Annotated in this window: 10 protein-coding genes; 2 read left to right on the top strand and 8 right to left on the bottom strand. The window is 65.7% G+C overall.

Translation table 11 applies throughout. The features are described 5' to 3' along the window. Positions 1–23: 23 nt before the first annotated feature. The 8 genes from GC162_12330 to GC162_12295 all read right to left on the bottom strand — a co-directional run bounded on the left by GC162_12330 (position 24) and on the right by GC162_12295 (position 9,506). Positions 24–1,406: a hypothetical protein gene (locus tag GC162_12330; GenBank protein ID MBI1369427.1), complete on the bottom strand. Its 1,383-nt coding sequence runs from the start codon at positions 1,404–1,406 to the stop codon at positions 24–26. Continuing rightward, the gene (locus GC162_12325) at positions 1,406–1,927 is read right to left on the bottom strand and encodes a sigma-70 family RNA polymerase sigma factor (GenBank protein ID MBI1369426.1); all 522 of its coding nucleotides are present in this window, start codon (positions 1,925–1,927) and stop codon (positions 1,406–1,408) included. Before GC162_12325 ends, GC162_12330 begins: the two co-directional genes overlap by 1 nt. A gap of 104 nt (positions 1,928–2,031) precedes the next feature. Further along, positions 2,032–2,793 (bottom strand): methyltransferase domain-containing protein, encoded by a 762-nt coding sequence (locus tag GC162_12320; protein ID MBI1369425.1) that lies wholly within the window; start codon positions 2,791–2,793, stop codon positions 2,032–2,034. A 120-nt stretch (positions 2,794–2,913) separates the two neighbouring features. Continuing rightward, entirely contained in the window at positions 2,914–3,615 is a 702-nt protein-coding gene (locus tag GC162_12315; GenBank protein ID MBI1369424.1) for a DUF1559 domain-containing protein, read from the bottom strand. A gap of 40 nt (positions 3,616–3,655) precedes the next feature. Continuing rightward, entirely contained in the window at positions 3,656–5,269 is a 1,614-nt protein-coding gene (locus GC162_12310; protein ID MBI1369423.1) for a hypothetical protein, read from the bottom strand. 25 nt (positions 5,270–5,294) lie between these two features. Then, positions 5,295–6,845: a hypothetical protein gene (locus GC162_12305; protein ID MBI1369422.1), complete on the bottom strand. Its 1,551-nt coding sequence runs from the start codon at positions 6,843–6,845 to the stop codon at positions 5,295–5,297. Next, entirely contained in the window at positions 6,842–7,357 is a 516-nt protein-coding gene (locus GC162_12300; GenBank protein ID MBI1369421.1) for a sigma-70 family RNA polymerase sigma factor, read from the bottom strand. The genes GC162_12305 and GC162_12300 overlap by 4 nt, the downstream gene beginning before the upstream one ends. 151 nt (positions 7,358–7,508) lie before the next feature. Further along, the gene (locus tag GC162_12295) at positions 7,509–9,506 is read right to left on the bottom strand and encodes a hypothetical protein (GenBank protein ID MBI1369420.1); all 1,998 of its coding nucleotides are present in this window, start codon (positions 9,504–9,506) and stop codon (positions 7,509–7,511) included. Positions 9,507–10,174: 668 nt separating this feature from the next. Here GC162_12295 and GC162_12290 point away from each other — a divergent pair. Continuing rightward, a complete protein-coding gene (locus tag GC162_12290) occupies positions 10,175–12,145 on the top strand; it encodes a 2-oxoacid:acceptor oxidoreductase subunit alpha (protein MBI1369419.1) in 1,971 nt (656 codons plus the stop codon). 126 nt (positions 12,146–12,271) lie between these two features. Next, positions 12,272–13,333 (top strand): 2-oxoacid:ferredoxin oxidoreductase subunit beta, encoded by a 1,062-nt coding sequence (locus GC162_12285; GenBank protein MBI1369418.1) that lies wholly within the window; start codon positions 12,272–12,274, stop codon positions 13,331–13,333. The last annotated feature ends 25 nt before the right edge of the window (positions 13,334–13,358 follow it).

Raw genomic sequence — 13,358 nt, 5'->3', positions numbered from 1 at the left:
CGATTGGACCAACGTGCGGAATCTCATGGTGTCTTCCTTTCCTGCGGGGCCTGCGCGTCCTGATATTGGAGTCGCAGGGCGGTGATGAATACGACGCCGCTGCGCGACGGCGTGATGTGGCAATTCAGCGAACCGTCGGCTTCGGGATGCACGGCCTCAAAGTCGATGACGCGCGCCGCCGCGTCGGCGAAGCGGTCGATCGATCGGGACTGGTCGGCAATTGAAATGCGCGGCGGAATGGGCAGATCGCTCCGCATGCCGGCGACGAACTGCACGTGATACGTCCGCCGCGGGTCCAGCCCCGTCAGCCGCAGCGTCAACACGTGACGATCCGGTTCGCCCTTGATGAACAGGCCGTCGGCGGTCGCCTCGGCCGGGAAACCGGCGACGGGGTCGGTGAACAATTCGCCGGCGACACCGCTGGCCGTCCCGCCGGTCGACGCGCCGGTGAGGGTGATGCCGGTGGGTCGGCCGGTCATGTCGATCAGTTCATTCAACATGTGCACCGCCGCCGCCCCGCCGGCAAATCGAAACGCCCCGGGTGGATCGAATACATTCACATCGCCGACGGCGGCGACGCCCTGCGACGCATCGCCGCGGAAGTCGATGAGCACCACACGCCCGACCGCCTGCAGGACGACGAGCCCGGCGCCGCCGTCGGACCATGTCGCCGCGTCGTCGGCCTTGAGCACCTGAGCGGCGAACGCGCCTTCGATGCGGACGCGTCCTTCGAGCACCTGCACGCGCGATTCGATCCGCGCATCGGCGTCGACACGAAAGCGCGTGCCCAGGTCGATGATGCGTACCCCATGCGGCGCATCAACCGTGAACCCATGCGCTTCGGGGCGGACGAAAGCTTCAAGATGACCCTGATCGAGCCGCCCGCGGTTCGGGCCGGTCATCTCAAATTCGCACGGCCCGGTCAGGTCCACGACCGCGCCGGAACGGAACGCGATCTGGGCCTTGCCGCGCGTCAGCGCGAATCGCCCCGGCGGCAGGTCGGCCCCGAGCGACACCGGCCCGGCGGCGAACTGAGCGTCGGCGGACAGGTCCGACAGGAGTGCGACGGAAACCGGCGACTGCGGATTTTGGATTGCGGATTTCGGATTGAAGGACAGGAAGATCACGGCGATCATCGCGGCGATCAAGACGAGCGCGGCGGCGTACCCGACGCTTCGCCGCGCGACACGGCTCAGCGTCGGCGCGGCAAGTGTGACCGCCGGCGTCGCAACCCCCCGGCCGCGCACGCGCCATTGAAGACGCCCGTGCAGATCAAGGTAATCCAGATACAACCGGCGGGCCTCGGCGTCGTCGGACAGCAGGGCGGCGAGCGTGTCGCAGTCGGCGGGGCTGATGTCGCCGTCGCAGTATCGCTCGATAAGCGGCAGGAGCGTCGTCTGATCCATCACGCACCCTCCCGCGACATCTGACGGCGAATGCACTCGAGCAGCAGCCCCCGGATGCGCCGCAGCGCGATGTACACGGCGTTGGCCGTCCGGCCCATTTCCTGCGCAACCGCATTGATGGTATTCGATCGGATGTAGCAGCGTTCAATGAGCTGCCGCTGATCGTCCGAGAGCTTGGCCAGACAGGCCGACAACGCCTCGCCGCGACGGTCGGGTTCATGACCATCGGCCAGGCGATCGCTCGAAAGCTTTTCCATCACCGACTCGGACAGATAGACGCGCCCCGGCCGGCGGCGACGCAGGAAATTCATCACCTCAAAATGCGCGATCCCGCAGGCCCACGCCACAAAATCCCGCGACAGATCGAACGCCTCCCACTTCTGCCAGAGAATCAGACTCGTCTGCTGAAACACTTCCTCCGCGTCGTCGGCCTGAGGCAACAGCGACGCGATGTAGCCGTAGACGCGATGCTGCGACGAGACGAACAGGCGGGCGAACGCATTGTGCTGCTCATTGGACATGCCGGCCTCGCTCCGGAACTGGGCTCACCAAGGTGTCGTCGCCGCAGCGTCGGATTGGTCGCGCGAAATGAAAAAATATTTTGCATACCCGGCGCGGCGGGCCATTACAGCTTGCGCGCCCGCAGGGCCAGAAACAGGGGGATTTCCTTGCGGGCGGTGTTTTCCGCCTTGGCGCGGGGGCCGGGCTGGGAGACTTTGTGGCTGGGCCATTCGTGCATGGCGTCGGTGACGAGACCCGCCTTGGCCAGCGCGTTGATGTACGTTTCGATCGGGCGATGGAAGGTCCAGGTGTACGTGCCGTCTTTTTTGCCGGGGTGCGAGATGATCGGCTCCTTGCGGAACATCAGATACCGATCGACCCGCCGATACTGCACGCTCTGATCGACCCAGCCCCAGCTCGTCGACTTGGGCCCGCGGAAGGCCGGGTGCATCATGACGATCGCCACGCACCCGCCCGGCTTGAGCATCGCCGCCATGCCCTCAAAAAGCGGTCCCAGCGGGTGAATGTTCTGCACCGCCAGCACCAGCGTCACCGCATCGAACGACCCCGCTTCGAGCGACTGGACCTTCATCAACTCGCGCGCATCGCCGCACAGATAGGTGATCGTCTCCTGGCCGCGCTGGCGCGCGGAATCAATGAGTTTTCGCGACGCGTCGAGCCCTGTCATGCTCGCCCCGCGCGAAGCAAACAGTCGACACAAAACGCCCTGCCCGCAGGCGACATCGAGCACGCGTAGGCCCGGCTTGGGGTCGATGAGCTTGGCGATCCCCGGCAGGACGACCTGCTGGTGATACTCGCTGCCTTCAAAGCCGACAAGCTCGTCATACCACGGCGCGACGGCGTCCCAGTCCGTCGCCCCCGGCAGCGGCGGCCGGGCGGCGGCTGACGCGGCGGAAGCGTCCTGCTCCGGGGGTTCCGGGGGCCGGGGCTTGGGTTTGGGGCGCGTTTTGGGGCCGTAGCGTTTCACGCCGACAGTGTAACCGCCTCAGTCATTGGGGTCGCGGGTCCACATCCCGCGCGGAAACGCCGTCGTCCCGTTGCCGATGTTGTCGGTCGGGGACATGCCCGCGGCGTGACCGTCGACAAAAAGGAAGTTGAGCTGCGGATCGTGGAGCCAGGGGACGTAGATCGTGATCTGGTCGGGCGAGTCGGTGACGGACGTGTTGTCATCGCCGAGCCGGTTGTATTGCGAGGGCCGTTCGAGCAGGATCATCAGGTCCGCCGGGCGGCGCAGTTCGGTGATGTAGCGGGGGCTGGGCGGATTGGCGCTCAGGTACGAGCTGGTCGCCACGCCGTACGACTGCCCCACCGAGAAGTCCGCCGTGCGCGCCATCGAGTACGTGCGTCCCATGCCGCGTTTGTCCGCCGGGCACTCGAAGACGGACTTGCCGCTGATGACCGATCGCAGGTCGGTGCCGATCTGTTGTTGATACGTCAGTTGCTGCCCGAGATAGGGAAAGAGCAGGTCGTCGAATTCGATGTGCGTGTTGGCGACGTTGTTGTACCAGTAGCCCCAAGGAAGCTGCGTCTTGTTGGCGTTGGCGTAGAGCGCGTAGCCGACGCCGACCTGCCGCATGTTGGCCAGGCACACGGTCTGCTGCGCGACCTGCCGGGCGCGCGTCAGCGACGGGAGCAGGATCGCGATGAGCAGCGCGATGATGCTCACGACGACGAGCAGTTCGATCAAGGTAAAAGCGCGGAAAAGGCGTGCACCACGGACGGCGCATTTAGCGGCGGCGCATCGTCAAAAGGCCCATCAGCGCCAATCCCGCCGGCAGCGCGGCGGGCGCGGGGATGAGCGTGGTGAGCTGGGCGTCGACCCAGGCGACGTGGTCGGAGTTGATGTTCGTGCCGCCGAGGGCGACCAGCGTCAGGTATCGCACGTTGGACCCGATGATCACATCGTAGGGGTTGCTCTTGAGCGTCGAGCCCGAGTTGATTTCCGCCGGGATGACGCCGTTGAAGCTCCATGTTCCGCCGGACTGGATGATCGACACAAGCTGTCCGTTGATGTAACCGGCGAGGACGCCCGACGCGTCGGACAGCAGCAGGGCGGTGCGGATCGACCCGGCGCTGACGGCGCTGTCGTTGAGGCCCGCCAGCGCGGTGAAGCGGAACTGCGCATTGCCCAGGTCGCCGGCGGTGCGAATCTCGTCCAGGTCGAACGTGAGGTAGCTGTTGGCGTGCATGCCGATGCCTTCCTCAAGCTCGGTCGTGGGCCAGTTCGCCTGCGCGGGGAAACCGGTCGCGTTGCCGTCGAGTCGCAGCGGCGGGCGGCTGGTGGGATCGGAGCCGATCGAGTCGTTGGCCGGTCCATTGGAGCTGGTCGTGCCGCTGGTCGTCGCGCCGGCGGAGGTGAAGTTGAACTTCACGCCCGACGTGTTGACGTTCGTGTCCGTGTGCAGGTTGCCGAGCTGAATTGTGTCGACGCCCAGATCGGCGGTCTCCGCGTTGGCCTTGTACGTGTCGGTGCTCAGCGCGGTCCAGAGCGACGTCGTGTTGCTGTCGTCAAAGAGATTGTCCAGTTCGATCTTCGGGGCGTAGTCGATGCGGGCGCCGGACCAGGCGGCGTGGTCGGCGGAGATGTCGGTGCTGGTGACGGCCAGCGTCAGGTACTTGGCGTTGGACGCCAGGCCGACGGAAAAATCCTTGGCGTTGCTCCCGGCCCCGGTCAGTTCGCCGGGGATCGTGCCCGAGAACGCCCACACGCCCGCCGTCTGCGTCACCGCGACCTTTTGCCCGTTGATGTAGCCGGCCAGGACGTTGCCGTTGGCATCGGACACGATGACCGTGCCGCGGAAAGCGCCGTTGGTCGCCTGATCGTCGTTCTGATCCAGATGCGCCAGGAACAGAGCCGCGGTGTCCGGGGCGCCGGCGGCGCGCAGTTCATCAAGATTGAAGGTGATGAGCCCGTTGGCGTGCATGCCGATGCCGTCTTCGATCTTCGGACCGGCGGAGGTCGCGGCGGTGGACCCGGTGGTGCTCAGCGGGAAACCGGGTTGCCACGCATCATTGAAGATTTCGCGCGCGTACGCGTTGGCTCCGCCGACGTTGGAATAGTTGAACGTGACGCCCGGCGCGATCGTCTGGGGCGCGCCGAGGTTGACCTTGTGGGCCACATCCTTGTTGTCGTAGAAAAGCTCGATGCCCAGTTCGGTTTCGAGCGGCGTCTGTCCGTAGGGATCGGTGGCGACGGCGGTCGCGATGGGCGTGGCGATCGAATCGCCGAACAGATTCCCGAGGGGGACGAGCGTGGTGATCGCCGCGGAGGCGGGGGCTGCGGAAGCCGCGGCGAGGGCGAGGGCGATGCACAGTTGTTGGTGTTGACGACGCACGTTCATTTCCGGTCTCCTTCAACAGGGTGTCTCATCTCGATTCCTGATGCGATGGCAAATTTGAATCCACGACCAGCCGGGCCTCGGCGAACACGCCGTGGTCCGAGTTGATCGGTCCGTTGCTGGTGCAGGCCAGTACGAGGTACGCGGCCGATTCATCGAGCGGCACATCGAAGGCCGCCTCGCGATGCGCGGGCGTCAGCGGTTCGGGCAGTTCGTCCGTGACGCGCCAGACGCCGCCGGCCTCCTCGATCGCCGCGCGTCGCCCGTCGACGTATGCGGCGATCGGCCGCCTGGCGTCACAGACGAGGGCGATGAGGTGGATCGATCCGTCGGTACTGCTCATGTTCAGTCCGCCCGTCGCCGCAAAGCGCGTCGGCGTCACCGGGCCGGCCGCTCGAATCGCTTCCAGATCGAAGCTGATGAACGCGTTGGCGTGCATGCCGATGCCGGCGTGATGGACGGCGGGGGCGTCGCTCGGCAGGGTGATGGCGTATCCATTCATGGCGCGGGCGGCCTGATTGGCGGGCGGACCGGCGGAAAGCTCGCCCCCGCCCACGGACGCGAAGTCGAACACGACGCCCGGCGCGATCGGCGCGGGCTGATCCATCTGACCCGTCTGCACGCGCCAGAGGCCCAGCGCGGGCGAACGCGGCGAGGTCGTCGGCTTGTCGGTGGCCAAGGCGTCGATGAGCGCGACGCCGGGCGCATCATCGAACAGCGCGCCCAGCGGCACCGCGGCGATCGTGGAGCCCGGGTAGAACTGCGCGCGGTCGGCCGATTCGCGTGCGATCAGGCCGGCGGAAGACGCCAGCGCGCCCTGACCGGCGGCGAGCCGGTAGACCTGTCCGGCGGCGGCGACCTGGACGAGGCCGGTGAAGACATGCGTGCGGACTTGTCCGAGGGCGTCGACGCTCACGCCGAACTCCGTGCCCAGGTCGGTGACGGAGACATTGCCGGGGGCGTCGATGGTGAACCCATGCGCGCGGTCGGGGGCGAAGGCGACGAGTTGTCCGCGGTGAACGAAAGCGCGGTCGGGGCCGGTGATGTCCAGGTCGATCGGGCCGCGCAGGGTGACGACGGCTCCGCTGTTGAAAAGGAGCTGCGCCTGACCGGAGACAAGGCGCATCGCGCCGCTGGGGAGGGCGGCGCCGGGCTCGATCAGGGCGTGATCGGCCCATTGGGCGCTGTTTGCGTCGGTCAGGACGGCGAAGGAAACGGGGGAGTTAGGAGCAGGGCCTGCGGGGTGGGGAGTGGAAGGCAGGAGGAACACGATCGTGATCGTGGCGGCGATCAGCAGCAGCGCGGCGGCGTACCAGACGCTTGGCCGCGAAGCGCGGCTCCCTTCGACATTGCTCAGGGCGGGCAGCGTCGGCGTGGGGGCAGCGGCGCGGACGAGGGTTTGGGCGGTGCGGCTTTGCAGTTCGCGGCGCACCAGTGCGTGCGTGAACATCAGGTCGAGGTACGCCATGCGGGCGTCGGCGTCGCGGTGGAGCAGATCGGTCAGCGCCGCGCGTCCGTCGGCGTCCAGGTCGCCGTCGATCAGATCGGCGAGCAGGGTTTCAAAGGTGCATGGCGTCATCCGGCCTGCTCCTGCGAAAGACGCTTGCGGATGCAGTCGGTCAGGGCCTGTCGGATGCGGTAAAGCTCCTGCGAGAGCGAGCCGGCGGAGCGATGAAGCTCGCCGGCCATGTCCGCCACCGACGCGCCCGGCTCGTACCGCCGCTCCAACAGTTCGCGCTGATCGGGCGAGAGCTTCTTGAGGCACAGGCGCAGGGCGGAACGTCGCTGCGTCGCCTCGTCGCTGAACTGCTCGCAGCGCTCGGCCATGATGCTCAGAAGGTCGTCATCAAAGAGCAGCTTCTCGCGCTTGCGGCGCTGGCGATGCTTGAGAATCTCGTAGAACGCCACGCGACAGGCCCACGCCCCGAACTCCGTGCCCGGCTCGAACTGGTCGGCCTTGCGCCAGAGAATCAGATTGGTCTGCTGCACAATGTCGTCCACGGCCGTCATGTTCCCCACCAGCGCGGCGGCATAGGCGTAGAGCCGATCCTGACAGGCCATCAGATTCTGCGCAAATGCCTTCTGGTCCATGAGTTGACTCGTTCGCTGCGGATCTGTTGCCGTGGCGCCTCATCCTTATACCTCCTTGAAGGGGGCGATCTCACGGAAAATCTTGGGGCAGGGGAAGGGGGAAGGGGGAAGGGATCAGGGATCGGGGGCTGGGGATCGGGGGTGGGGGGGGTCAGTGGGTGAGGTCCTGGAGGGCTTCGCGGGAGGGGATGGGGAGGGGTTGGCGGGAGAGGGCTTTGAGGTAGGTGCGGGCTTCGGGTTCGGAGCCGCGCTTGGCGGTCTGGGCGAGCCAGCGTTTGGTCAGGTCGGTGAGGACGCGCTTGTCGCCGCCGAGGATGAGCAGGCGGGTGAGGATGATGCGTGCTTCGTCGAGCTGGCCGGCGTTGAGTTCCTTGGTGAACTGTCCGGCGGCGGCCTGCCGGTAGACGATGGTGGCGATCGGGTCGCGTTGGATGGCGGAGGGCTGAAGCTTCAGGAGCGGGGGGTAGTTGTGATCCGCGAAGGCGTCGAAGGCGGCGGCGGCGAGCTGGCCGGGCGACAGGTCATCGCTGGCGGCAAGGTCGAGCGGCGCCTCGGGCTCGGGTGCAAGTCCGGCGACGGCGGGCGTGTCATCGATCCGCTGGGCCGGTGCGGGGCGCAGACAGTAAAGCGGATCGCCGATGCACATGAGTTTCCACGGCAGGTACAGAGGATGGCCCATCTCCCGCCGGGCGGCGAAGGCCAGCGGGGTTCCGGCGAGGATCTTCTGCGTGAAGGCATTGGGGTCGGCGAAGGCGGGGAGGAACGGCTCATGCACGGAGCCGAAGTACCAGTACGCCCCGCCGACCAGGGCGCGGCCGGCGAGCGTGTCGGGGTCGTAGGGATCGGCGGCGGAGAACGAGTGCGAGACGTAGAAGACGCAGGCGCGGCCGATGGGAATGTCATCGACACCGGCCATGCTCTTGCCGCCTTCGACGTGCCACCACTGCGGCCCGCCGGAGGAATTGATCCACACCAAGTCGTAAGGATTGCGGGGCCAGGTCAGCGTATGAATCGTCGACACCGTGACCTGATCGTCGGCGAGACGGCGCGTTTTGAGTCGGCCGGCCAGAAGCTGCTCGGCCGGTCCGAGTCGATAGTCCTTCCAAATCGATTGATTCGTCCGCGCGGGGTAATCGTCGATGAGCAGGGCGTCGTGGGGGGAGAGGAAGAGGGAGCACATGGCCATGTAATTGGACTGGGCGACATCGCCGATGAGCCGGCCGACGACGGCGACGCGGACGCCGTTGGCGTCGCGTCCGAACAGGTCGTCGCTGGCGCGGGGGCCGGCGAGTTTGGGGACTTCCTTGGGCTGTTTTTCCTCGCTGGGGGTGTAGAGGTAGGGGAAGGGTCCGGCGAGCGTGAGGGCGGACCAGCGATCGAGGCGCAGCAGGCCGAGGTTGTTCATCGTGTCCACGAGCAGGCCGTTGAGGTCGATGATGACCTTCTCGGCCACCTGATCGTGGGCGCGGTGGCCGACGGTCATGGCCAGGGCGGGTTGGCGTCGACCGATCGCCAGCGCCAGCGCCCCGGCGCGCTGCGGCGCGGCGGCGTCGATCGCGACGAGGCCCGGCGGCGTGGGATAGATCGGCGGATTGCGCCGCTGCTCTTCGTCGATCTGCTGGTTGTGGCGCGTGGTGATTTCGACGATGGCCTGCGCGACGATCGCCGGGTCGCGCACCACGCCGCTCGTCAGATGCATCACGTGTCTGGGCTTGAACGCCTCGATGAACAACTTCGAGTACCACCCGTCGTCCAGCAGCACGGGGTAGTACTCATCGCGGGGCCAGGCGGCGATCGCGCGCACGAGCGACAGTTCGTCATCGACGAGGACGACGGTGTCGAGGACTTTTCGATCAAGCCAGGGTTTTTGCGCTTCGAGGTACGAGCCGTTGAGCTGGTTGTAGAGGACGTTGACGCGGCGGCGGGTGAGGGTGTCGAGGTTGGCTTTCTGAAGCGCTTCGAGCTGATCCATCGCCGCGGCCAGGTCGTTGTTCTGCAGCGCATCGATCGCTTCGTGCAGCGCGACGTTGAAGGCGTCGATGGTGGGGTCGGGGTTGGGCGGCGCGGGTTGTGCGGGCGGCGCCGGCTGGGCGGATGCGGCGGCGGCGAAAAATGAAGCGATCAAGAAGGTCCGGATGCGCATCTGCATGGCGTCAATCCTCATCGGCGACCGGCCATCCCCCGCGCCAACACATCGGCAGTATAAGTGCTAACGGAGCAGCCCGGAAAAAATTACGAAAAGGGATTTGCGTCCCGGCCCGTTATATCGCAGTTTCAAGGTGTGAGCCGCCCGGCGGCGGGGAAAACGATTCGTCAACGATCGGCAAGGGGAATTGGGAATGAAGACCTTCGCAATCATCTGTATGTGGAGCATCATCAGCGGCGGCGTCCTCTACGCCCTCTTCGCCCCAACCTCCGGCATCCTCAACGCCGGACCCGGCGCCTGCCTGGGCATCGCCCTCCTCGGCGCCTCCATGTGCACCAACGCCTCCGACACGCAGGACAACGGCTGAGCACCCCCACCGCTCGCCCCTGCCTGAAGCAGCCCTACCACCCGCGTACACAGCCCGACTGGTCTCCCCGGTCGGGCTGTGTCATTTACAAAACGGGGGCTGGGGGAGAGGGGAAGGGGATGACGCGCGCGGCGCGTGTTGCCTTTGCTCTTCCCCCTCCCCCAACCCCCATCCCCTTCTGTAGCCCCCCTCCCCCGATGCGCGTAGTATTTCACGAGGCAATGCAGTTTGGGTGAAACGTGACTGACGGGGGAGCGGGGATATAATGACCTCCTGATTTTCCCCCCTACTGTCTGCGCCGCGCATGGAGCCCATGATGGTTTCCCCATCGAAACAAGTCCTCACCGTCCGTTCCGCCACCGTCCGATTCGCCGGCGACTCCGGTGACGGCATGCAGCTCGCCGGCATGCGATTCACCGACACCTCCGCCATGGTCGGCAACGACATCGCCACCCTCCCCGACTTCCCCGCTGAAATCCGCGCCCCCGCCGGCACCGTCGCCGGCGTCTCCGGGTTTCAGGTCAACTTCGCCTCGCAGGAAATCTTCACGCCCGGCGACCAGGTCGACGCGCTGATCGCCATGAACCCCGCCGCGTTCAAGGCCAATATCTCCGACGTCCGCGGCGGCGGGATCGTCGTCGTCAATGAAGACGAATTCGACAAGACCAACCTCCGCAAGGCCGGCTACGCCGAGGGATACAACCCCCTCGACGACGAGAAGTACCTGCAAAAGTACAAGCTCTACAAGGTCCCGATCACCCGGCTGACCAGCGAAGAACTCGCGTCCTCGGGCATGGGCGCCAAGGACATCGGCCGCTGCAAAAACATGTACGCGCTGGGCGTCGTCTACTACTTGTACGACCGCCCGCTGGATGTGACGGTGCGCTATCTCGAAGACTACTTCGGCAAGAAGAAGAACATGCCGCAGGTCGCCGAGGCGAACGTCAAGGCGCTCAAGGCCGGCTACGACTTCGGCGACACCGCCGAGATCTTCCCGATCCGCTATCAGGTGGACAAAGCCCCGATCGAAGCGGGCATGTACCGCCGCATCACCGGCAATGAAGCCCTCGCGATGGGCCTCGTCGCCGCCGGCAAACTCTCCGGTAAACAGCTCATCTACTGCACCTATCCGATCACGCCCGCGTCGGACATCCTTCACTACCTGGCGGCGATGCGCCACTTCGGCGTCAAGACGTTTCAGGCCGAGGACGAGATCGCGGCCGTGTGCTCGGCGATCGCCGTCAGCTACGCCGGTCAACTGGGCGTGACGGGCACGAGCGGCCCGGGCCTGGCCCTCAAAGCCGAGGCGATGGGCCTGGCCGTCATCACCGAACTGCCTTTGATCGTCATCGACGTGCAGCGCGGCGGGCCGTCGACGGGTCTGCCCACCAAGACCGAACAATCCGACCTGCTTCAGGCCATGTTCGGCCGCAACGGCGACTGCCCGGTGATCATCTTCGCTCCCAAGAGCCCCGCCGACTGCTTCGACATGGCCCTCGAAGCCGTGCGCACGGCCTTCGAGTGCATGACGCCGGTGATGATCCTGTCCGATGGCTACATCGCCAACGGCGCCGAGCCGTGGCGCATTCCCAATCCCGATGCGCTGCCGAAGATCCCCGTGCGTCACGCCGACGAATCGGATAGGGTCGATGGCGTCTTCCGCCCCTACAAGCGCGATGCGAATCTGTCGCGCCCCTGGGCCAAGCCCGGCACGCCCAACCTCCAGCACCGCGTCGGCGGGCTTGAGAAGATGAACGTGACCGGCTCGGTCTGCTACGACGGGCAGAACCATCAGCTCATGACCAATATCCGCCGCGAAAAAGTCGCCCGCCTCGCCAAGCGTCTGCCCAAGCTGAGCGTCGAAGGCGAATCGACCGGCGACCTGCTCGTGCTCGGGTGGGGCGGCACGTACGGCGCGATCACGACCGCCGTCGCCCGCGCCCGCGCCGCCGGAAAGAAAGTCGCCGCAGCCCATCTGCGCTACCTCAATCCCTTCCCCGCCAACCTCAAGGAAGTGCTCGCAAGCTACAAGCGCGTGCTCATCCCCGAACTCAACACCGGCCAGCTCCGCCTGCTCATCCGCGGCAAATTCCTCGTCGACGCCCGCGGCCTCAACAAGATTCAGGGACAGCCCTTCCTCGTCGAGGAAATCGAGGAGGCCATCGACCTGATGCTCGAAGGCAAATACGGCGACGCCGAGTTCATGCAGCCCAACCAACACCACGTGGACCCCAACGCCCAGGCGATCGAACAATACCTGGGCGAGAGCGCTTAACAGCGCAGGATAAGAAGGTGTCAGCTTTCAGCATTCAGCTTTGAAAACACAAGAGACCGCATTGCTGGCTGACCGCTGACACCTGATCGCTGACCTCTTTCCGCCCAAAGGCAGGAAATTAGACAGATGGCCACTCAAGAAGATGTTGCCCTGACCGTACTGACCGCCAAGGACTTCGCCTCCGATCAGGATGTGCGCTGGTGCCCCGGCTGCGGTGACTATGCGATTCTCAATCAGGTCAAGAAGGTGCTCGCCAAGATCGGCGCCCGCAAGGAGAAGACGGTCTTCGTCGCCGGCATCGGCTGCTCGAGCCGCTTCCCCTACTACGTCGACACCTACGGGATGCACTCCATCCACGGGCGCGCCCCGGCCTTCGCCACCGGCGTCAAGATCGCCAACCCCGAACTGGACGTCTGGCTCGTCACCGGCGACGGCGACGGCCTGTCCATCGGCGGCAACCATCTGATCCATGCCCTCCGCCGCAACGTCAACATCAACATCATGCTCTTCAACAACCGCATCTACGGTCTGACGAAGGGCCAGTACTCGCCGACCTCCGAAGAAGGCAAGAAGACCAAGTCCAGTCCGATGGGGTCGATCGACATGCCCATCAGCCCGATCAGTCTGGCCATCGCCGCGGAGGCGAGCTTCGTCGCGCGGGCGATCGATGTGGACAAGAATCTGGGCGACGTGCTGGAGCGCGCCGCCTCTCATCGCGGCACGTCGTTCGTCGAAATCTATCAGGACTGCAACGTGTTCAATCACTTTGCCTTCCAGTACGCCACCGACAAGGACACGAAGGAGGACGCTCTCGTCCGCCTCGAGCACGGCAAGCCGCTGATCTTCGGCAAGGATCGCAACAAGGGCATTCGTCTGACCATGGACGGCAAGCCCGAAATCGTCGAGATCGGCAAGGGCATCAAGGAAGACGATCTGCTCTTCCATGACGAGAACGACGAGCGTCACGCCTTCCTGCTCAGCCGCCTGATGCGCCCCGACTTCCCCGAGCCGATGGGCGTCTTCTACGCCCAGCCCGACGAATGCTACGAGGACCTGCTCGAAGATCAGGTCAAAGCCGCCATCAGCGCCCGCGGCGAAGGCGACCTCAAGAAGCTCCTCTACTCCGGCGACACCTGGGAAGTCAAAAACCCCCACGAAGGCGAACAGTCCGCCGCGCTGCACGAGTAAACCCGCGATCACCCTTGTTTTCCCG

It is taken from the genome of Planctomycetota bacterium (assembly GCA_016125255.1).
GTDB lineage: Bacteria > Planctomycetota > Phycisphaerae > Phycisphaerales > Zrk34 > RI-421.
Note: the sequence above shows the minus strand (reverse complement) of the source record. Positions and strands in the feature narration are given on the sequence as shown.

What these genes read in the sequence shown, in the direction of transcription:
- GC162_12330 (MBI1369427.1), bottom strand. Translation starts at nt 1,406, where the DNA reads ATGGATCAGACGACGCTCCTGCCGCTTATCGAGCGATACTGCGACGGC.
- GC162_12325 (MBI1369426.1), bottom strand. Translation starts at nt 1,927, where the DNA reads ATGTCCAATGAGCAGCACAATGCGTTCGCCCGCCTGTTCGTCTCGTCG.
- GC162_12310 (MBI1369423.1), bottom strand. Translation starts at nt 5,269, where the DNA reads ATGAACGTGCGTCGTCAACACCAACAACTGTGCATCGCCCTCGCCCTC.
- GC162_12305 (MBI1369422.1), bottom strand. Translation starts at nt 6,845, where the DNA reads ATGACGCCATGCACCTTTGAAACCCTGCTCGCCGATCTGATCGACGGC.
- GC162_12300 (MBI1369421.1), bottom strand. Translation starts at nt 7,357, where the DNA reads ATGGACCAGAAGGCATTTGCGCAGAATCTGATGGCCTGTCAGGATCGG.
- GC162_12295 (MBI1369420.1), bottom strand. Translation starts at nt 9,506, where the DNA reads ATGCAGATGCGCATCCGGACCTTCTTGATCGCTTCATTTTTCGCCGCC.
- GC162_12290 (MBI1369419.1), top strand. Translation starts at nt 10,175, where the DNA reads ATGGAGCCCATGATGGTTTCCCCATCGAAACAAGTCCTCACCGTCCGT.
- GC162_12285 (MBI1369418.1), top strand. Translation starts at nt 12,272, where the DNA reads ATGGCCACTCAAGAAGATGTTGCCCTGACCGTACTGACCGCCAAGGAC.